This window comes from Bradyrhizobium sp. JR4.3, assembly GCF_040547695.1.
Lineage (GTDB): Bacteria > Pseudomonadota > Alphaproteobacteria > Rhizobiales > Xanthobacteraceae > Bradyrhizobium > Bradyrhizobium canariense.
Window position 1 is genome coordinate 181238 of the sequence record NZ_JBEPQF010000009.1, and the last position, 20470, is coordinate 201707.

At 63.3% G+C, this 20470-nt stretch carries 20 protein-coding genes; 13 read left to right on the forward strand and 7 right to left on the reverse strand.

Features of this window, described 5'->3' with window-relative positions:
• Positions 1–62: 62 nt before the first annotated feature.
• Both ABIB91_RS17270 and ABIB91_RS17275 read left to right on the forward strand, forming a co-directional pair.
• Positions 63–455: a RidA family protein gene (locus ABIB91_RS17270; RefSeq protein ID WP_354164141.1), complete on the forward strand. Its 393-nt coding sequence runs from the start codon at positions 63–65 to the stop codon at positions 453–455.
• Positions 456–497: 42 nt separating this feature from the next.
• Entirely contained in the window at positions 498–1190 is a 693-nt protein-coding gene (locus ABIB91_RS17275) for an L-2-amino-thiazoline-4-carboxylic acid hydrolase (protein WP_354164143.1), read from the forward strand.
• 339 nt (positions 1191–1529) lie between these two features.
• Here the strand turns inward: ABIB91_RS17275 and ABIB91_RS17280 are convergent, their stop codons facing one another.
• From ABIB91_RS17280 to ABIB91_RS17295, 4 genes are all read right to left on the reverse strand, one after another.
• Positions 1530–2558, reverse strand: coding sequence for an ABC transporter permease (locus ABIB91_RS17280; protein WP_354164145.1), 1029 nt, complete (start codon positions 2556–2558; stop codon positions 1530–1532).
• Positions 2559–2570: 12 nt separating this feature from the next.
• Positions 2571–4073: a sugar ABC transporter ATP-binding protein gene (locus ABIB91_RS17285; RefSeq protein WP_007603595.1), complete on the reverse strand. Its 1503-nt coding sequence runs from the start codon at positions 4071–4073 to the stop codon at positions 2571–2573.
• Between the two features lie 6 nt (positions 4074–4079).
• Entirely contained in the window at positions 4080–5102 is a 1023-nt protein-coding gene (locus ABIB91_RS17290) for a sugar ABC transporter substrate-binding protein (protein ID WP_354164148.1), read from the reverse strand.
• A gap of 141 nt (positions 5103–5243) precedes the next feature.
• Positions 5244–5648, reverse strand: a complete 405-nt coding sequence (locus ABIB91_RS17295) for a globin (RefSeq protein WP_354164150.1) — start codon at positions 5646–5648, stop codon at positions 5244–5246.
• 478 nt (positions 5649–6126) lie between these two features.
• On the opposite strand from ABIB91_RS17295, the gene ABIB91_RS17300 reads away from it, so the two are divergent.
• From ABIB91_RS17300 to ABIB91_RS17335, 8 genes are all read left to right on the forward strand, one after another.
• Complete coding sequence (locus tag ABIB91_RS17300; protein WP_354164152.1) at positions 6127–6501, forward strand: DUF2946 family protein; 375 nt, start codon at positions 6127–6129, stop codon at positions 6499–6501.
• 84 nt (positions 6502–6585) lie between these two features.
• Complete coding sequence (locus tag ABIB91_RS17305; RefSeq protein ID WP_354164320.1) at positions 6586–8793, forward strand: TonB-dependent receptor family protein; 2208 nt, start codon at positions 6586–6588, stop codon at positions 8791–8793.
• 140 nt (positions 8794–8933) lie between these two features.
• Positions 8934–9452 carry a copper chaperone PCu(A)C gene (locus ABIB91_RS17310; protein WP_354164154.1) on the forward strand — a complete coding sequence of 173 codons (519 nt, stop codon included), beginning with the start codon at positions 8934–8936 and terminating at the stop codon, positions 9450–9452.
• Positions 9453–9484: 32 nt separating this feature from the next.
• Positions 9485–10003: a YcnI family copper-binding membrane protein gene (locus tag ABIB91_RS17315; RefSeq protein WP_354164156.1), complete on the forward strand. Its 519-nt coding sequence runs from the start codon at positions 9485–9487 to the stop codon at positions 10001–10003.
• A complete protein-coding gene (locus ABIB91_RS17320; protein WP_354164158.1) occupies positions 10003–11565 on the forward strand; it encodes a copper resistance CopC/CopD family protein in 1563 nt (520 codons plus the stop codon). Before ABIB91_RS17315 ends, ABIB91_RS17320 begins: the two co-directional genes overlap by 1 nt.
• A 153-nt stretch (positions 11566–11718) precedes the next feature.
• Positions 11719–13038, forward strand: coding sequence for a proline--tRNA ligase (proS, locus tag ABIB91_RS17325; RefSeq protein ID WP_007603605.1), 1320 nt, complete (start codon positions 11719–11721; stop codon positions 13036–13038).
• A 90-nt stretch (positions 13039–13128) separates the two neighbouring features.
• Positions 13129–14409, forward strand: a complete 1281-nt coding sequence (locus ABIB91_RS17330) for a lipoprotein-releasing ABC transporter permease subunit (protein WP_007603606.1) — start codon at positions 13129–13131, stop codon at positions 14407–14409.
• Between the two features lie 7 nt (positions 14410–14416).
• The gene (locus ABIB91_RS17335; protein ID WP_354164161.1) at positions 14417–15118 is read left to right on the forward strand and encodes an ABC transporter ATP-binding protein; all 702 of its coding nucleotides are present in this window, start codon (positions 14417–14419) and stop codon (positions 15116–15118) included.
• Between the two features lie 78 nt (positions 15119–15196).
• Here the strand turns inward: ABIB91_RS17335 and ABIB91_RS17340 are convergent, their stop codons facing one another.
• Positions 15197–16276 (reverse strand): zinc-binding dehydrogenase, encoded by a 1080-nt coding sequence (locus tag ABIB91_RS17340; RefSeq protein ID WP_354164163.1) that lies wholly within the window; start codon positions 16274–16276, stop codon positions 15197–15199.
• Positions 16277–16383: 107 nt separating this feature from the next.
• On the opposite strand from ABIB91_RS17340, the gene ABIB91_RS17345 reads away from it, so the two are divergent.
• Positions 16384–17157 carry a helix-turn-helix transcriptional regulator gene (locus tag ABIB91_RS17345; protein WP_354164165.1) on the forward strand — a complete coding sequence of 258 codons (774 nt, stop codon included), beginning with the start codon at positions 16384–16386 and terminating at the stop codon, positions 17155–17157.
• Between the two features lie 27 nt (positions 17158–17184).
• Here ABIB91_RS17345 and pdxR read toward each other — a convergent pair whose 3' ends face one another.
• Positions 17185–18603, reverse strand: a complete 1419-nt coding sequence (pdxR, locus tag ABIB91_RS17350) for a MocR-like pyridoxine biosynthesis transcription factor PdxR (protein WP_354164323.1) — start codon at positions 18601–18603, stop codon at positions 17185–17187.
• Between the two features lie 125 nt (positions 18604–18728).
• On the opposite strand from pdxR, the gene ABIB91_RS17355 reads away from it, so the two are divergent.
• Both ABIB91_RS17355 and ABIB91_RS17360 read left to right on the forward strand, forming a co-directional pair.
• On the forward strand, positions 18729–19193 hold the full coding sequence (locus ABIB91_RS17355; RefSeq protein WP_007603613.1) for a carboxymuconolactone decarboxylase family protein: 465 nt from the start codon (positions 18729–18731) through the stop codon (positions 19191–19193).
• Between the two features lie 90 nt (positions 19194–19283).
• On the forward strand, positions 19284–19922 hold the full coding sequence (locus tag ABIB91_RS17360; RefSeq protein WP_354164168.1) for an HD domain-containing protein: 639 nt from the start codon (positions 19284–19286) through the stop codon (positions 19920–19922).
• Between the two features lie 35 nt (positions 19923–19957).
• Here ABIB91_RS17360 and ABIB91_RS17365 read toward each other — a convergent pair whose 3' ends face one another.
• Positions 19958–20341, reverse strand: a complete 384-nt coding sequence (locus ABIB91_RS17365; protein ID WP_354164171.1) for a hypothetical protein — start codon at positions 20339–20341, stop codon at positions 19958–19960.
• Positions 20342–20470 lie beyond the last annotated feature (129 nt).

The window sequence follows — 20470 nt, forward strand, 5'->3', positions numbered from 1 at the left end:
ATGATGCTTTGCGAAGCGGTGACGGCGCCGGATACGGTCGACCTGCAATCCGGAGAAATCCTATGTCCCCAGCTCACATCGTCAGCCACAATCCCGCAACGGTCCAGGCTCCCGCCGGCGGCTACTGCATGGGACTTGAACTGACGCAGCATCGCCGCCTGTTGTTCATCAGCGGCCAGGTGCCCCAGAGATCCGACGGCACCGTCCCTGACGGTTTTGAGGCGCAGTGCGAGCAGGCCTGGCGCAATTTGATCGAGGTGCTCGCCGCCGCGGGCCTTGGCGTCGCGCATCTGGTCAAGGTCACCACGTTCCTGACCGACCGCGCTCAACTCGTGACCAACCGCTCCATTCGTCGCGCGATGCTGGGCGAACACCAGCCCGCGTTGACGGTCGTGATTGTCGAGACCGTCGACAGCAAATGGCTGCTGGAGATCGAGGCGATCGCCGCCGAGTGAAACCGGCCGACTTTGCAATGAGCCAATCATATCAGGTGTCCCATGGCTGAGATCATCCACCCCTTCTACGAGGCGCATCGCGGTGCAATGGAGGCCGCCATGCGCGAGCGGCTCGACCTGGCCGAAGCGATGTTGCGCGAGCGCGCGCAGCTTTCGGAGATCGACGGCATCAGGCGGGAGGTGATGGACGAATTCGAAATCGTGCTCACCCAGATGCCCTATGTCGGCGGCGCGGCGAGCCGCATGAGCGATTTCTTCATGCGTCTGATGGGCTTCACGGCGATCAGCCGGGTGCTGCGGCGCCACGGCGTGCCGGTGCCTGTGATCGGCGAAATCGAGCGGGAAACCTACAAGGCGCAATTGCTGACTGTGTCGGAATCGGAACGTCTCGCTTCGGGGCGTCAGTTCATGTCGCCGGAGAACCAGGCCCTGCTTCGCGAGCAGGCGGCAAGAAGCGCGACTGAAAGCCATCAGGCCGAGTTCCCGGAAGATTTCGTCTACGATTTCGTCGAGCCGGATACGGGTGACAGTTTTGAGTTCGGCATCAACTATAAGGCTTGCGGATTCTGCAAGCTCGCGGCGCGCCATGGCGACAAGGACATCCTGCCGAATATTTGCGGGCTCGATTTCGTCGCCTACGCAGCGCGAGGCATCCGCCTGGAGAGGACACAGACGCTCGCGGGCGGTGCGAGCCACTGCAATTTCCGGTTCTCGCGGCTTGGGTCGGATGAGTAGGCCGAGAGCTAGGCCGCGGTCTCATGCTCCGCGATCGAAGGTGAGGCTGGATTGCCCCTGCGGTCACGTCGTCATTGCGAGCGCAGCGAAGCAATCCAGAATCTTTCCGCGGCGGCAGTCTGGATTGCTTCGCTGCGCTCGCAATGACGGAGGTTGGGGCGCTGTCCGGAGCCGACCTGCGCACACCGCCACGATGACATCATGCTCCTGTTTTGCCCGACGAGTCAAACGCCGCCACGGTCGCTGCTACACAATTTCGGGTTTTTGTAAGTCGTTGAAGTCCCTCACAGTCTCTACTGTGCATGGGGTTGTTTTCGCGCTTTTGGTTTTGAGGGGCGGCTACTCCACCGCCTTTTCCCTCAGCCGCTGCGCATAGACATTGATCACCAGCGCTGCCAGCAGGATCAGGCCACGGATCAGGATCTTCAGGAAGCTGTCGATGTTGACGTGGTCGAGGCCGTTGTTGAGAACACCGAGAACGAACAGACCGACGATGGTGTTGCCGATGCCGCCGCGGCCGCCGAACAGGCTGGTGCCGCCGACGACCACGGCGGCGATGGAGTCGAGCAGATAGGTGTCGAACTCGTTCTGCTGCGCGCTGCCGAAATGAGCGACGCCGAGCATGCCGCCGATCCCGGAGCACACCGCCGAAATGACCATCACCGCGCCGAGGATGAGCTTGACGTTGAGGCCGGAATATTCGGCCGCCTCGCGGTTGCCGCCGACCATGTAGACGTAGCGGCCGAAGCGCGTGTAGGTCAGCACCAGATGGCCGCCAAGCAGCATGATCGCGGCGACGATGACGATCCATGGGATGCCGCCGATCGAGCCGGAGCCGAGCGTGGTAATCACGCCGGGCACCTTGTAGGCGATCTGGCCGCGCACCAGCAGCGCCGAGATGCCGGCCGCGATCTGCATCATCGCCAGCGTCATGATGAAGGAGGGAATGCCGATCACGGTCAGTCCCAGCGCATTGACGAGGCCGAGAGCTGCGCAGAGCAAAATGGCCAGCAGGATTGCCGCGGCGCCGGGCAGGGGAATGTTGGGAATGTTGACGTAGGATTCCTGGAGCGTGAAGTAGGCGACCGCGATGCCCGTGACGTTGGCGATGCTGGCGATCGAGAGGTCGATCTCGGCGCAGAGGATCACGAAGGTGAGGCCGACGGCGATGATTCCCGTGACCGACACCTGCGTCAGGATGTTGCCGAGATTGTCCAGCGTCGCGAAGGAGGGGCTGGCCAGTGCAAAGAAGCCGGACAGAAAAATCAGCGTCAGGAACGGGGCGATGTTGCGCATCTGCGAGCGCAGGAACGGCGCAAACCCGCGCGCCCGCTGCCCCGCCGCCAAAGCCGTGTCACTGCTCGCCATGATGCTTCTCCGTCATGCCGCTTCCAGCAGGCGGTCCTTGCTGACCGGCTCGTTCGTGAACTCCCGCACCAATGCGCCGCGCTTGAGCACGAGGATGCGGTCAGCCAGCGACAGCACCGTTTCCGGCTCGGTCGACAGCACGATGATCGCAAGCCCTTTGGCGCGGAGATCGCGGACGATGTTGATGACGTCGTTCTTGGCGCCGACATCCATGCCGCGGGTGGGCTCGCACAGCACCAGGAGTTTGGGCGGATAGGTCAGCCATTTCGCCAGCGCGACTTTCTGCTGATTGCCGCCGGAGAGCATGCCGAGATCGAGGCCGACCACCGGCGGTCTGATCTGGAGCTGCTCGACCTGGCGCTTTGCGATGTCGCGCTCCTGCGCCGGCTTCAGCAGCAACGCCGAGATGCGATCGAGGATGCTGATCGAGATGTTCTTGTAGACCGGCTCCTGGTGAAACAGCATCGCCCGCCGGCTCTCCGGCACCAGCGCCACGCCGGCGCGCCGCGCCGCTGCCGTGCTCGCGAAAGTCTTGGGCTTGCCCTCGACCGCGAGCGTGCCGCCGTCCGGCTTCAGCTTGCCGAACAGGATGCGGGATAATTCCTGCTGGCCACAGCCCATGAAGCCGTAGATGCCGAGCACTTCGCCGGCGCGCGCCTCGAAGGAGATGTCCTTCAGGCTGCGGGCCAGCGACAATTGGTTGACCTTCAGGACCACCGAGCTGTCGCTCGGCTGCGGCAGCATCAGATCGTCGCTGTAGCTGTGCTCGAGCGCTTCGCCGCCGCGACCGATCATGGCCTCGATCAGCGCGCCCTTGCTGGTCGCCGCACTTGCGGTCTCCGCGACCTTCCGCCCGTTGCGGAACACAGTCACCGTGTCGGACACGCGCAAGATGTCCTCGATGAAATGCGAGATGAAGACGATCGCCGTGCCTTCCTCGCGCAGGCGCCGCAGCGTCGCGAACAGTCGCTCGACCTCGGGTGGGGAGAGGGCGGAGGTCGGCTCGTCCAGGATGACGATGCGTGCGCCGGAGAACAGCACGCGGGCGATCTCGATCAGCTGCTGGAGCCCGATCGGTAAGTCACCCAGCCTGCTCATCGGATCGACATCGATGCCGAAGCGGGCGAGCTGCTCGCCGGCCTCGCGCGCCATCCGCCGCCATTGCACCAGGCCGAGCCGGTTGGTCGGCTGGTTGCCCAGAAACACGTTCTCCGCGACCGTGAGGTCGGGCGCGACCGACAGCTCCTGGTGCACCATGGCGATGCCGGCGCTGTGCGCGTCGCGGGCCGAGCGGAAATGCGTCTCCTGTCCGTCGATCAGGAAGCGGCCGGAGAATTCTGTGTGCACGCCGGCGATGATCTTCATCAGCGTGCTTTTTCCCGCGCCGTTCTCGCCGACGAGACCGTGGATCTCGCCGGGTGAGAGCGCGAAGTCAACACCACGAAGCGCCTCGACGCCGCCGAAGCTCTTCGTGATGCCCTGCAGTTCCAGGATGGGCGAACGATCCTCTCGCATGGAGACTCAGATCAGGAAATGATCCTGCATCCACTGCATCCCGGCGGCGTTGGTCTTGGTGACGACCGGTCCGTCGGTAACGACGTTCTTCGGAATGCCCTGTCCGCTCTTTTCGCCGCCGACTACGGCGGAGACGCCCGCGATAATGGCGCCGCCATGGATGCGGCAGGACGGATTGCGGACGGTGGCGAACATGCGGCCTTCGCTGACCGCCTGGATCGCCGGCGGCATCGCGTCCACGCCGCCGATCAGGATGTTGGTGCGGCCCCGCGCCTTCATGATATTGGCGGCGGCGAGCGCCATGTCGTCATTGTGGAAGAACGCCGCGTCGATCTGCGGGTACTTCGTCAGGTAGGTTTCCCAAAGACGTGCGGTCTTCGACACATCCCAGTCGGCCGGCTGCGTGTCCAGCACCTCAATGCCGGGGAATTGCTTCACGACGTTGTTGAAGCCCTTGGCGCGGCCCTGCGCGCCGGTGTGGCCGAGGGCTCCTTGCGTCATGATGATCTTGCCCTTGCCGCCCATGGCGTTGCACAGCGCCTGCGTCACGGAGGCGCCCATGAACTCGTTGTCAGGGGCGAGGAAGGAGTGGACGTTGATCTGGTCGAGCGGCGCGATCAACGTGTCCATGTCGATCACGGGCGTGCCGGCGTCGATCATCTTCTGCACCGGCTGGGTGAGGGTGCCGATGCCAAAAGCCTGGATCGCGACGAAGTCCCATTTCTGCGACGCCATGTTGTCGATCGCCGCGCGCTGCTTCACGGCATCGAGCTGGCCGTCGAACCAGGTGACTTCGACATTGAACAGCTTGCCCCAGAATTCCGCCGCCTGCTTGCCCTGCGCGCACCAGGTCGCCTGGAGGCCCGCGTTGGAGAACGCCGCCTTCAGCGGCTTCTCGCTGCGTCCGACTTCGGCTGCGAGGGCGGGGTTTATGCCCATGCTGCCGAGGATGGCAGTCGCGGCGCCGGCGGTTGCTGCCGCCTGAAGAAGATCGCGCCTCGTCGTCGAGAAATCTTTCGTCCCGGACATCGCTCGCTCCCATACAATTCTATTTTCGACGCGTCATTGATTGCGCGACCGATGTCCGAAAGTGTCTCACAAGAGTTGGCGCCACTCAATCCGCAATCAACGGCGGGATCGCCGCGAGACGCGTTGGTGCAGCGCAAAGCGTCAGGCCGGGGCGCCGGCGAACGCGTCGATCTCGATGAGCAGTCGGTCCCAGGCCTGCGCGATGTCCGACGACCATTCATCGCCGAGAAGATCGCGCAGCGTGTCCCTGACGACGGCGAAGAAGGCAGTGAACAGCTCGCGCGGCGTGCCGTAGCCATCGTGCGAGGCGACCTCGCACGCGATCAGCCGGAAATGCCCACGGCGATCACCGGCGAAGTCGAGAATCGCATCGATCGTGAGAGCCAGCATCGATCCCATCACGAGTTCGCTGCCTTGCGTGCGGAACATCGCCCGCGTTTCGGAATGCTGTTCGAACAGCCGCTGATAGACGTGTGGCGTGAGATCAGTGCAGCGCGAGGCTGCAAGTTCAAAGCTCTGTTCGATCGGATTGGGAGACAGGTTCATCGGCGCCGTGGCCATTCAGACAAAAAAAGAGCGGGGCCCTAGCCCCGCTCGAAAATTGTGTCGACCCTATTATCCCCGATTCTAAGATTTGATCTTGATTGGCGGGGCGACGCTGCATTTTGCGCGTCAGGGGCTCCTCCCGAGACTTGGACCACCAGACTTCGACCTCGCGGCCAGCCTGAGCAAGAGGATGCTAGATCAACTTTTCTCACTTGTCATCATTTTCGGCAACGAATGTTCAAAATTCGAGCAATTAACGAAATGATCGGGCATTCGAGCTCGTAAGCATATGACAAATATAAGAAATCTATGGATGGGCCAGGGTGTGCGACTGCCTCAAATGGCGGAGGTTCCCTTCCGCGGGCGGTCGGACCACAGTTTCTGGGAAATTTGCGCTGGACCAAGAGAGCGGCGGAACCGGGCTCGACTCGGCCATCCGCGCGGTGTTTAGTTAGTAGACGAACGAATGGTTCGGTGGATGCGCGGACGGCTGCAAAAATTCCTACCTCTGGTCCTGCTCGCCCTGGTGATGCAGGTGCTGGCGCCGATTGCCGCCTGTCTGGCGGCCGGCCAGGCCGTGGCCGATCCGCTTTCTGCAGCCGTCATCTGCCACAGCGCGAGCGAGCAGGGCGGCCTGAACGATCCGGCGGGTACGCCGGTCGCACATGCCGGTGCATGCGCCCTCTGTTGCCTGGCGCAGGTGGGCGCGTCGCTCGATTCGCCGCCGCACGCCGCGCTCTCCGTTCCCTTCCGCCATGCCGAGCGCGTGGTGTGGCACGCGGCGGAGGCATTCGCCGGCGCGGCCTATAAAGGCACAAACGCCCAGGCGCGCGCGCCGCCTCAATTTTCCTGACGACTCTCGTGATCGCCGCGGTTCGCCGCAGGCGATTGATGCTGTCGAATGGCCGGAGAGAAAGCCCGGCGTCAGGAATGCCTCATGTTATGTTGTCATGCCCGCCGTGGCGTGAGCGTCGTTGCCATTCAGGCCGCGCTGCTTGCATCGTCGAGCGGAGCCTTTGCCCAAAGCAGCAGCGCAGTGCTGCCGCCAATCACTGTAGAGGCGCCTCAGCAGAAGCGCGCGTCGGCGGTCCGCCCGCCACGCAATACGGCGCGATCGGCGCGCGTCACGCGAAGCCCGCGAACGACCCCATCGCCGCAGCAAACCGCGAGCGAACAGAGTGCCGGGGCTCCGGGTGCCCTGACGGTTCTGACGGCGCAACAAGCGCTGGCGGAAATTGACCATACTCCGGGCGGCGTGGCGCTCGTGTCGGCCGAGGCGTACAGGAACTCGACGCCGTCCAACACGATCAAGGATGTTCTGGATTACGTGCCCGGCGTGTACGCCCAGCCCAAATGGGGCGACGACACCCGCCTTTCGATTCGCGGGTCCGGCCTGTCGCGCAATTTTCATCTGCGCGGCGTGCAGCTCTATATGGACGGCATTCCGATCAACACCGCGGATGGTTATGGCGATTTCCAGGAGATCGATCCGAGCGCCTACAAATATGTCGAAGTCTTCAAGGGCGGCAACGCGCTTCAGTTTGGCGCCAATTCGCTGGGAGGCGCGATCAATTTCGTGACCCCGACCGGCCGCGACTCGTTTCCGAATGGTGTGTCCTTCGACGTCGGAGGATTCGGCTACAAACGACTTCAGGCGAACGCAGGAGGCGTCAACGGGCCGTGGGACGGTTTCGTTACCGCTTCCACGCAGGCCGCAGACGGATTTCGCGATCACAGTTTTGGCTCGAGCAACCGTTTGAGCGGTAATGTTGGGTATCAGTTCTCACCGGATGTCGAGACCCGGTTCTACCTCAATGCCAACGAAGTGCGGCAGCGAATCCCGGGTACCGTGACCAAGACATCCGCTTTGACCGATCCGGAAGCTGCTGCACCCGCGAATGTTGCGATGGATCAGCAGCGCAATATCGATACTGTCAGGCTCGCCAACAAAACCACCGTTCGTTTCGATGACACCAAAGTCGAATTCGGCGCCTTTGGCGTCGATCGCCATTTGATGCATCCGATTTTTCAGTGGCTGGACTACCGTTACAAGGACTATGGGGGATTCGCGAAGATCACGGATGACCGCACCATTGGCGGCTTCCGCAACAGGTTGGTCGCGGGCGTCTATGTGCTAAACGGCAGCATCGACAACCAGCAGTTCGCCAACGTTGGCGGGCAGAAGGGCGCTCTGCTTTCTTCCTCGATCGATCGGTCGGAGAATACTTCCGCCTATGTCGAAGACAGCTTCTACGTCCTTCCAAATCTTGCAGTGATCGGCGGCACGCAATTTCTGTACGCGACCCGCAATCGGCAGGATCGTTTCCTCAGCGATGGGAATCAATCGGGGGCAACGCGCTTTAATCTCTGGTCGCCGAAAAGCGGTCTGTTGTGGCAAATCGATCCGGCCTGGCAGGCCTTCGCCAATGTCTCGCGGAGTGCCGAGGTGCCGAGCTTCGGCGAAAGCGCGATTGGTCCTGGCATTCCGACGATCCCGTTCACCAGCATCCGCCCGCAGATTGCGACCACGTACGAAATCGGGACTCGCATGAAGCGACCTGATTACGCCTGGGAACTGACGGCCTACCGGGCCAACATTCGCGACGAATTGCAATGCCTCTATAGTGCTTTCGGCAATTGCAATGTGACCAATGCCGACCGCACCATCCATCAAGGCATCGAGGCCGGCGCGGGCGCAGCAATCTTTCGTGACATCTTCGTCAATGGCCCGGCGCCGGACAAGATCTGGCTGAATGTCGCCTATTCCTTCAACGACTTCCGCTTCGACAAAGATCCGACCTTCGGAAACAATCGATTGCCGGGAGCCCCAACTCACTATTTGCGCGCGGAGCTTCTCTACAAGCACCCTACCGGTTTCTATGTTGGACCCAACGTCGAATGGGTGCCACAGGCCTACTTCGTCGACAGCATGAACACGCTGACGACAGAGCCTTATGCCCTGCTGGGATTGAAAGCCGGCTTCGACAATGGCGGCCCGATGTCTGCCTACATCGAGGGGCGCAATCTCACGAACAAGACCTACATAGCCAGCGCCAGCATCATCGATCGAGCGACGGCGACGTCAGCATTGTTTGAGCCGGGCACGGGAAGAGCAGTGTATGCTGGAATGAGGTGTCGATGGTGACGTGCAAATGGCACTCGAGTCTATGTTCGGCTCCGCGGCAGGCTGGCGTTCCGAATGCCGATGCTGACGGCGGCGGAAGGTCGTCGTGGAAGAATGCAGGGCCGTTCTCGGCCCGATCAATCGAGAAAGAGGCAATCAACATGAAGAATATCGGACGAGCTCTCCTTGCAATTTCACTGTTGCTGACCGGCTATGCCGTCGCGCAGGCCGACGAGGTCAAGGCCGGCGATCTCGTCATCTCGCAGGCGTGGAGCCGAGCGACACCAGGCGGAGCCAAGGTGGCCGGCGGCTATCTGACCATCGAGAACAAGGGCACAGTGGCCGACAAGCTGGTCGGCGTTTCCGCCGATATCGCGGGGAAGGCTGAGGTCCACGAGATGGCGATGGACAATGGCGTGATGAAGATGCGTCTGCTCGACAAGGGCCTCGTGATCGAACCCGGCAAGACGGTGAAGTTCGCCCCCGGCGGCTACCACCTGATGCTCCAGGAGCTGAAGGGCCCCTTCAAGCAGGGCGACAAGGTGCCGGTGACGCTTCAGTTCGAGAAGGCCGGCAAGGTCGCCGTCTCCCTCGACGTCCAGGGCGTCGGCGCGCAGGCGCCCGGCGACAGTGGGCACATGATGAAGAAAATGCCTGATCATTCGGGAATGAAGATGTGACGAGCATGATCTGGACCGTCGGGAGACCCAACATGTCGAAGCGAACCTGGCTGATTGTTCTGAGCGTCTTTGCGGCAACGCCAGCGACCGCGCACGTCTTCCTCGAAGGCAAGCAGGCCACGGTCGGTGCTTCCTACAAGGCCGTCTTCGCCGTCCCGCACGGCTGCGCGGGCTCGCCCACGGTGAAAATCCGGGTGCAGATCCCGGAAGGCGTGATCGCGGTGAAACCGATGCCGAAGGCGGGCTGGAGTGTTGACGTGGTCGAGGGCAAATACGCCGGCGAATACGATTATCACGGCAACAGGCTCTCCTCCGGCGTCAAGGAGGTGACTTGGTCCGGCGGCAAGCTGCCGGACAAGAACTATGACGAGTTCGTCATGCACACGGCCCTGACCGACACGCTCAAGCCGAACACGATCCTATACTTCCCCGTCGTCCAGGAATGCGAGACCGGCGTCAGCCGCTGGATCGAGATTCCAGCGGAGGGGGCCGGGCATTCGCGCGAAAACAAATCGCCGGCACCTGGCGTGAAACTCCTGCCGAAACCCTGATGCGCCTGCTCGCCGCGCTCGCGACGCTGCTCCTCGTCGTCGGCTTCGCAACCGGCGTCTCGGCGCACGCGGCGCTGGTCGCGGTCGAGCCGGCGAGCGGCAGCATGCTCGCGAGCGCGCCAAAGGCGGTGGAGTTGCGCTTCAACGAGACAGTGACGCCGGGCGCGATCCGGCTGATCGACGGCGCGGGCAGGGCGCGGGATGATGTGCGCGTCAACGCATCGGGCGAGACCATCTCGGTCGCGATGCCGGCGGACCTGCCGCAGGGCACGGCCGTCGTCAGCTATCGCGTCATTTCGCAGGACGGCCATCCCGTCGCGGGATCGGTGATCTTCTCGATCGGCACGCCGACGGGGACGCAACCTCCCGCAAACGCCGATGGCGGATTGAACGTGCTGATTTGGCTGGCGCGGGTCGGTCTCTATCTTGGCCTGTTCGTCGGCGTCGGCGGCGTGTTCTTTGCGCGCTGGGTTGCGTGGTCGATGACCGGCATGACCGTTCCGCGCGTGGCGCTCGCCATAGGCCTCACGAGCGCGGTGGTGTCCATTGGCGTGTTGGGGCTGGATCTCCTCGGCCTACCGCTATCCGCTCTCGCGACGATGGCTCCCTGGAAAGTCGCATCCGGGACCAGCGCGGGCCCGGCCTCGCTCGTGGCCATCGCTGCCACGCTGTTCGCGTTGCTGGCGCTAGGCAACGCGTGGTGCGCGCGCACTCTGGCGATCATTGCCTTCGTCGGCGTCGGCTTGTCGCTGGCCATGACTGGGCACGCCGCTACGGCACCGCCCGAACTGTTGACCCGGCTGGCAATCTTTCTCCATGGTCTCGGTGTGGCCTTCTGGATTGGGGCCCTCGCGCCGCTGGTCGCCCTGTTGTCAAAGACATCGGCCGCGGCATTGCCCGTCGTGAACCGCTTTGCTCGCATCGCCGCGCTGGCCGTTGGCGTTCTGGCATTGACCGGCCTCGCGCTCGCCATCGTCCAGCTTGAGAAGCCGTCTGCTTTGGTCGAGACCCGCTATGGATTAATCCTCTCGATCAAGCTTGCGCTGGTCCTCTTGCTGCTGGCGCTTGCCGCGCTCAACCGCTTTCGCCTGACTCCGGCTCTGGCGGGGGATCACAAGGCCGCGCAGAGCCTGAAGCGCTCGATCGTGCTCGAATGCGCCATCGCGCTCGGCATCTTCGCCGTCGTCGCCGGCTGGCGCTTCACGCCGCCGCCGCGGACGATCGTTCCAGAGACGCCGCTGGCGATCCACATCCATACAGACAGGGCAATGTTCCAGGTCCTGGTCGCGCCGGGTAAGGCGGGTGTCGACGATTTCGTGCTGCAGCTCATGACCGGCGAGGGGGCGGTGCTTGAGGCCAAGGAGGTGACGCTGACGCTGAGCCTGCCCGAACGCGGCATCGAGCCGATGGAGCGGAACGCCTCGCTCGGGCCGGACCGCTACTGGCACGTGCGCAAGGTCGAACTGCCCTTTGCCGGCCGCTGGCATGTGCGGATCGACGCGCTGGTGACCGATTTCGAGAAGATCACGCTGGAGGACGAGCTCGAGGTGGCGGCGCCCTGAATCGGGCTCTTCGGCACATCACCTCGAATCTGAAGTCGACGGAAAAATGACAGGAATTCCGCTGTGTTAGCGGGTTTTCCTCATTCCCGGTCTTGTGTTTTGGCTCCCAATCCGGTTTCACTGCAAGCCATCACTGATTCCTCGAGTATTGCCATGCGGTTGTCGCGGTTCTTTCTGCCCATCCTGAAGGAAAATCCGAAAGAGGCGGAGATCGTCTCGCATCGGCTGATGCTGCGTGCCGGCATGATCCGGCAGGAGGCCGCCGGCATCTATGCCTGGCTGCCGCTCGGCTTCCGCGTCTTGAAGAAGATCGAGCAGATCGTACGCGAGGAGCAGGACCGCTCCGGCGCGCTTGAGCTGTTGATGCCGACGCTGCAGCTTGCCGACCTCTGGCGCGAGAGCGGCCGCTACGATGCCTATGGCCCCGAGATGCTGCGCATCGCCGACCGGCACAAGCGTGAGCTGCTATACGGGCCGACCAACGAGGAAATGATCACCGAGATCTTCCGCGCCTATGTGAAGTCCTACAAGAGCCTGCCGCTGAATCTCTATCATATTCAGTGGAAATTCCGCGACGAGCAGCGTCCCCGCTTTGGCGTGATGCGCGGCCGCGAGTTCCTGATGAAGGATGCCTATTCGTTCGACCTCAACGAGGCCGCGGCGCGCGTCGCCTACAACAAGATGTTCGTGGCGTATTTGCGCACCTTCGCGCGGATGGGGCTGAAGGCGATCCCGATGCGCGCCGAGACCGGCCCGATCGGCGGCGATCTCAGCCACGAGTTCATCGTGCTGGCCGAAACCGGCGAATCCGGCGTGTTCATTAATCGCGACGTGCTGGACCTGCCGGTGCCGGGCGAGGACGTCGACTACGAGAGCGATTTGACGCCGATCATCAAGCAATGGACCTCGGTCTATGCGGCGACGGAAGACGTTCACGACGCGGCGCGCTTCGAGCAGGAAGTGCCCGCGGACAAGCGGGTGAACACCCGCGGTATCGAGGTCGGGCAGATCTTCTATTTCGGCACGAAATATTCCGACGCGATGAAGGCGCTGGTTGCGGGCCCCGACGGGGTCGACGTGCCGATCCACGGCGGCTCCTACGGCGTCGGCGTCTCGCGCCTGCTCGGTGCCATCATCGAGGCTTGCCATGACGATGCCGGCATTAAATGGCCGGAGGCCGTTGCCCCGTTCCGCGTGTCGATTCTCAACCTCAAGCAGGGCGATGCGGCGGTCGATGCGGCCTGCGAGAAGCTCTATGCGGAGCTGTCCGCCAAGGGCGTCGACGTGCTCTACGACGACACCGACCAGCGCGCCGGAGCCAAATTCGCCGCCGCCGACCTGATCGGCATTCCCTGGCAGATCATGATCGGGCCGAAAGGGCTCGCCGACGGCAAGGTCGAGCTCAAGCGGCGAAGTGACGGCGCCCGTGAGACCATGTCGCCTGCGGACGTGGTCGCAAGACTTGTGGGCTGATAAGGCTGGTCGGCTGAATATTGTTCATCGCCCCAGATTGCGGCCGCCAATCCGGCCACATTTGACCCCGAATCATGGGACTATCGAGCGATGGATGAGACCATGACCGAAACCGTTCAAACTGCGCCTTTTGCGCCATTCGAGTGGATGCTGTCGGCGCGCTACTTACGGGCGCGCCGCAAGGAGGGATTCATCTCGGTCATCGCCGGGTTCTCCTTCCTCGGTATCATGCTGGGCGTGGCGACGCTGATCATCGTCATGGCCGTCATGAACGGCTTCCGCAAGGAGCTGCTCGACAAGATCCTCGGGCTCAACGGCCACATCCTGGTCCAGCCGCTGGAGTCGCCGCTGACCGACTGGAAGGACGTCGCCGACCGCCTCAGCCAGGTCCAGGGCATCCGGCTCGCAGCGCCCGTGGTGGATGGCCAGGCGCTGGCGTCATCGCCGTGGAACGCCTCCGGCGTGCTGGTGCGCGGCATCCGCTCCGACGACCTCAACAACCTCACCTCGATCGCCAAGAACATCAAGCAGGGTTCGCTCGAGGGCTTTGATGACGGGCAGGGGGTCGCGATCGGCCGGCGCCTCGCCGACCAATTGTCGCTGCACGCCGGCGACAGCATCACGCTGGTGGCGCCGAAGGGCGCGGTCACCCCGATGGGCACGACACCGCGCATAAAACCGTACAAGATCGCGGCGGTGTTCGAGATCGGCATGTCCGAGTATGATCTCGGCTTCGTGTTCATGCCGCTCGCGGAGGCGCAGGCCTATTTCAACCGCAGCAACGACGTCACCTCGATCGAGGTCTTCACCACCAATCCGGATCAGATCGTCGCGTTCCGCCAGGCCGTGACGGAGGCGGCGGGCCGGCCGGTGTTCCTGGTGGACTGGCGCCAGCGCAACTCGACCTTCTTCAACGCGCTCCAGGTCGAGCGCAACGTGATGTTCCTGATCCTCACCATGATCGTGCTGGTCGCGGCGCTCAACATCGTCTCCGGCCTGATCATGCTGGTGAAGGACAAGGGCAGCGACATCGCGATCCTGCGCACGATGGGGGCTTCGCAAGGCTCGATCATGCGCATCTTCCTGATCACGGGCGCCTCGATCGGCGTGGTCGGTACGATGGTCGGCTTCATCGTCGGGCTGGTGATCTGCCTGAACATCGAATCGATCAGGCAATTCCTGTCCTGGCTGACCAGCACCGAGCTATTTTCGCCAGAGCTGTATTTCCTGTCGAAGCTGCCCGCCGAGATCGACATCGGCGAGACCTCGGCCGTCGTCATCATGGCGCTGACGCTGTCGTTCCTGGCGACGCTGTATCCGTCCTGGCGCGCCGCGCGCCTCGATCCCGTCGAAGCGCTGCGGTACGAGTGAGGGGCTGATGGAGAGCCAGGGGGCGGAAGATGTACCGGTCATTTATCTCCACGAGATAAAGCGACAGTACTTGCAGGGCGAGGTGCCGCTGACGATCCTCGACGGCGCCAAGCTCGCGCTGTGGGCGGGCCAGTCCGTCGCGCTGGTGGCGCCGTCCGGCTCGGGCAAGTCGACGCTGCTGCACATTGCGGGACTGTTGGAAGCGCCGGACTCCGGCGAGGTCTACGTCAATGGCGCGCCGACCTCGCAACTGCCCGACATCGAGCGCACCCAGCTTCGCCGTACCGACATCGGCTTCGTCTACCAGTCGCACCGGCTGCTGCCGGAGTTCTCGGCGCTCGAAAATGTGATGATGCCGCAGATGATCCGCGGTCTCAAGAAGTCCGAGAGCGTCAAGCGCGCCAAGGAGATCCTGGGCTATCTCGGCCTCGGCGAGCGCATCACGCACCGCCCGGCCGAGCTGTCGGGCGGCGAGCAGCAGCGCGTCGCGATCGCGCGCGCCGTGGCCAATGCGCCGCGGGTGCTGTTCGCGGACGAGCCGACCGGCAATCTCGATCCGCACACCGCGGACCACGTCTTCCAGGCCCTGATGCAGCTCGTCAAGGCGACCAAGGTCTCCATGCTGATCGCGACCCACAACATGGAGCTCGCCGGCCGCATGGACCGCCGCGTGTCGCTGTCGAACGGCCAGGTGGTCGAGCTCGAGTAAAAACCGCGAAAACAACCCCATGCACAGTAGCCAAGTGCTTGGCCGGATTGACGAAAAAAATGGCTCTCCTGGAGCCGTTCAAGGCCGGATCACCGTCAATTTGAACGGTCCGCCATTGGCGGCGGCATGGTCCACCGCCTCATTGGCATGATCGAGATCGAAGGCTGTGGCCTCGTACTCCTCCAGCCTGAGCAGTCCCGCGCGCACCAGCGCGATCAGGCGGCTTGCCGCATCCGGCGGGTACATCCAGACGCCGTGGATGCTGATGCAGTTTCGCATGATCCAGGGGTAGGGCAGCTCGAGGCCGGCGCCGCCCGCCATGCCGACGCCGCCCATCAGCACGACGCGGCCGTAAGCGCGCACCGTCATGATCGCCGCGCGCACCACATTGGTGCTCACCGAGGGCGGCATGATATCAAGCACGCAGTCGATCGGACCGGGTGCCGCGCGCTTCATGCGCTCGCGGTCGTCGTCCTCGTTGCCGGAGAGACTGACCGGCCTGACGCGATCGCCGAAGCGGCGGACGAGGTCGGCCAAGACCTTGTCGTTGCGGCCGGGCGCGACCACGCAGGCCGCGCCCATTGCGAGCGCGACCGAGACGGCCGCGCTGCCGAAATTGCCGGTGGCCCCGCTCACCAGCACGGTCTCGCCCGGCTGAAGATTGGCGGCAAGGAAGCCGCCATAGGGCACCAGCAGCGTCCCCAGCGCGCACCATCGCGTGGCGTCCTCCGGCGTGATCGTGCCGAGCCGTTTCACGTTCTCCGTCGGCACCCGCATCTGCTCGGCGAACGAGCCGTGGCGAAAATGCCGTTGCAGGCGCATGGCGCCGGCACCGGGGGCGGTGAGTCCTTGCAGGGCAATGTCGGGCTCTGTGGCGCCGTCGCGCGAGCGCACCGTCGGATCGCAGAACACCCAGTCGCCAACGCTGAGCTTCGTCGCGTCCGGGCCGACGGCGCGCACCCGGCCGATGCCGCCGGGCCCGGGGATGATCGGCAGCTCGAGCGCATAGTTGCGCGCCCCGCTGAAGACCTCGTTCATGTAGGACAGCACCCGCGTTGCGATGACGTCCACGATGACCTCGCCCGTGCCGAGCACAGGGTCCGCGGCTTCCTCAATCGCAAGCGGCGATCCAAATGACTTCAATACGGCAGCTTTCATGATCTCACCTCAAAGTGGAGTGAAGCCCATATGCGCCGCCTTTCCAGGCCCGGGAAGGCCTGGTATTATCCTAGTATTCCCCTAGTCCTCCATCGAGGCACGTCACCATGGCCGACCCACGCCGCGTCGAATTCGGCGACTTCCTCCGCTCCCGCCGCGAAAATCTGTCGCCGAAGACGGTCGGGCTTCCCGCCGGCCGGCGACGCCGCACCGCGGGCCTGCGCCGCGAGGAGGTCGCGCAGCTCGCCGGCATCGGCGTCGACTGGTACATCCGGCTCGAACAGGGCCGCACCGTCAGCCCCTCAGTCACCACCGTCGACGCGCTTGCCCGCGCCTTGCGCCTCAGCAAGACCGAGCACGCCCATCTCAAGGCGCTGGCGCGCGACGGCGACAAGCGCGCGTTCACGCGCGAGATCGTGCCGCCGCCCGTTCGGCGGATGATCGAGAGCCTGGCGCAGCCGGCCTACGTCACGGGGCGGCGCTGGGACGTGCTGGCCTGGAACGACGCCGCCGAGGAGATCTTCGGGTTCGGACAATTGCCCGAGCAGGACCGCAACACGCTGCTGCTGGTGCTGACGAACAAGCAGACGCGAAAATTTTACGGTGCCGGCTGGGCCGACGTCGCCAAGAGCATGGTCGCGATGTTTCGCGCCACTCACGACGTCTGGGCCGGCGATCCCGCCTTTACGGACTTGTTGACGCGGCTGCGCCAGGGCAGTCCGGAATTCGTCAAATGGTGGGAAGCGCACGAGATCCGCAGCACTGCCGCGGGCCTCAAGACCATGAACCATCCGACCAAGGGCGTGCTCCGGTTCGAGCACACCAGCTTTCAGGCCAATGACGATCCGGCGCTGAAGCTCGTGATCTACACGCCGGTTTAGATTGCGGAAGCACAGGGTCCGAGTTCGTCATGTATGACGGTCGATGATCTGAAGCAGCCGGTCGCAGGATGCCTCGATCCTCTTGTGGGGAGATGTGGCGACGCCCAGCAACAGGCCGGATCGCGCCGAGGCCGCAGACGCATGCCATAGCGACAGCGGCGTGGGCGCCAATCCAAACGATGCCGCTTCCCGCGCGATCGCGACGTCGGAGGTTCCGTCCGGCAGTCTCAGGACCGCGGCCAATCCGGCGATCGCAACGTCCTTCGCAATGTCCTTGGCACGTGCCTTCAAATATTTCAGCAGCGCATCGCCTTGCGCGGCATAGGCCCGCTTCGTGCGTCGAAGATGCCGTAGATAGTGGCCGTCGCGGATGAATTCGGCGGTTGCGAGTTGTACGGAGGGCCCGGGCGCCGGAGCGAGGCATGCCGCAACCCCGGCAAAACGGGAAGCCAGAGAGGCGGGTGCAACGACGAAGCCCAGCCGCAAGGCAGGAGTCAGGGTCTTGCTGAAAGACCCGATGTGAATGACGCGCCCGAAACGATCGAGAGAGGCGAGCGCCGGTGTGGCCCGGCCCCTCAGCTGAAGCTCGCTCAGATAGTCGTCCTCGATCACCCACACCCGCTCATGGGCGGCCCAGTCGAGAAGGCGTGAACGTCTGGCCAGCGACAATGTGGAGCCAAGCGGTGCCTGCTGTCCCGGGGTCACGACGACCAATGCAGCATCAGGTGCGTGTTTCAGGCCGTAACCGACGTCGATGCCGTCCGCGTCAACCGGAATCGGCGTGATCGACAACCTTGCAAGCTCAAGCCCGTGCCGTGTGAAGGGGAAGCCCGGGTCCTCCATCCAGACCTTTTTCTGCTCGAGGCAGAGAACCCGGAGTGCCAGTCCGAGCCCGCTGCTGAAGCCGCCGGTGATGATGATCTGCGACGGTGCACATTCGATCCCCCTCGCCAGCGCCAGATACGCAGCGATGTCGCGCCTCAATTCCAGCTCGCCGCGGGGATCCCGGTAGATAGCCGGTGCGCTCGTCTCCGCGCGCACCGCCCGTATGCGCATCCTCGCGAACAGCTTGGCAGGAAAGGTCTCGTGAGCGGGCACACCCATCTGGAAAACGGCCGGTCCCGCAGTGAGCTCCTGGTACATCTCCATGAACGAGCCGGGGTGGGGAGCTGCTTCCTGCCGAGGGGGAAAGGCGGGCCGATCCGCAACATGCGTTCCGGTCGCGCGCGACGCGACGATCAATTGCGCGGAGGAGAGCTTTTCGTAAGCCGAACGCACGGTGCCGCGCGCGACACCCAGCTGAGCCGCCAAATCCTGCCAGGACGGCAGACGAGCTCCCGGCGACAGCACGCCGCTCTCGATGGCAGCTCCGATACCTCTGCGGATTTGTTCCGCCAATGGCGTCTTCGCAGATCGATCGAGCTCCAGCCGCAGCGGTTTGACCATGCCTTCGTGGTACACGATTTTTGTCCATTCTTGGTGCTTTTTTGTAGACCAGTGCGAGGACATTTATCGGGCAAGGAATGTATCCGGCGACCGCCGCCGAACAGAACCGATCATGGAGTATGAAAATGGCCAAGCGTCTCGATTACGACCGCATCGCACCCGCAGGGATGAAAGCGCTCGGCGGCGTCTACGGCTATGTCATGCAGAGCAATCTTCCTGCCACGCTCGTCACTCTGGTCTATCTGCGCATTTCGCAGATCAACGGCTGCGCCTACTGCCTCGACATGCACACGCGCGATCTGCTGAAGAGCGGACAGAAGATCGAAAAGATCGCGCTGGTGCAGACCTGGGCGGAAGGCGGTCATCTCTTCGACGAGCGGGAGCGTGCCGCCCTCGCATGGGCCGAAACGGTGACCCTTGTGGCTGAAACCGGCATCCCGGATCAAGCTTACGAGGCTGCCCGCGCCGTCTTCCAGGAGCGCGAACTCGTCGATCTCACCATCGCGATCGGCCTGATGAACGCGTACAATCGCATGGCAATCAGCTTCCGAAATACGCCACAGGCCGCGAAGGAGGAGATGGCAGCCTGACCGCGGTGCCAGACGGCAAGAGGGTACAGACATGCCTTCGACTGCGACGGCATGTCCTGAGAAATCGGCGATTCAAGGCAGGAGCTTGATATGACCATCGCAATTTCCGGCGTGAAGATTCCCGACAGTAAGATCGCATGGGAGGCCGCCGAGCTGGTGCGCCAGTACGAAAACGACATGTTGTTCAACCACTCGGTCCGCGTCTTTGTGTTCGGCGCGATCAAGGGACATCGGCAAAATCTAAAATTCGATTCCGAGCTGCTCTACATCGCGGCGCTGTTCCACGATCTCGGGCTTGTCGACCATTACCATACACAGACCAAGCGATTTGAAGTTGATGGCGCCGATGCCGCCCGCGAATTTCTGAGGGGACACGGCATTGACGAGCCAAAGGCCGATCTGGTTTGGGAGGCGATCGCGTTACATACGACGCCTGGAATTCCACAATACATGCGGCCGGAAATCGCTCTCACGAATGCGGGCGTTTTGGTCGACGTCGTGGGGATTGGCTATGATGAGTACACGCCGGAGCAGCGCGACCAGGTGACCACCGCATTTCCGCGCGGTGACTTCAAGAACGAGTTCCTTCAGATACAAACCTGCTCAGCCTTGAAGAAGCCGCAGACCACGTTCGGGACTGTTAATTTCGATTACATCGAAGATCACGACCCCACATTTCACAAGCCGAACGCATGCACTCGCATCCGCAACACGCCCTGGCAGAGCTGACCGTCGGCGCGATGTTCGAGTTGCGCTACGTTGACTCATGGCGACGTTGCGGCCGGGGGCGTTACGCTGGCGTTCGGCTGCTGAATGGCCGGCCACGGGCTCTTGGGAGCCGGCGTCGCCGCCGCGCATGACGTCGCAAGCTGCGGCCACACTGACGTCAGGCCCGTCAGGTCGATGTCGAATTTCGTGATGTCCGCCTTGTCGTCGGGTAGCAGCATGGTTTCGCGGACATGCAGGGAGCGGGACGCCAGGATCGCCTTGACCATCTCGGGATCGATGCTGCCGCGCCAGACCTCATATTTTCCGGCCCGCAATGCAGACCCTCCGGCCGTCTTGTCCGGAGCGGCGTTCGCCGTCACCAGGATGGTGCTCTTGCCGACGGCCGTCTCGTCGATCTCGCCCGCGAATGTCAGCGGCACGCGCTTTCCGCTTTCGCAAGACAGACGCCATTCTCCATAGGCCGGAACGAAGCGCCGTTCTCCTTCTTCAGCATCGCGATCTTGCGGACGAAGGGGCGCGCTTCGTTTTCCAGTTTCCAGGGTCCGTCC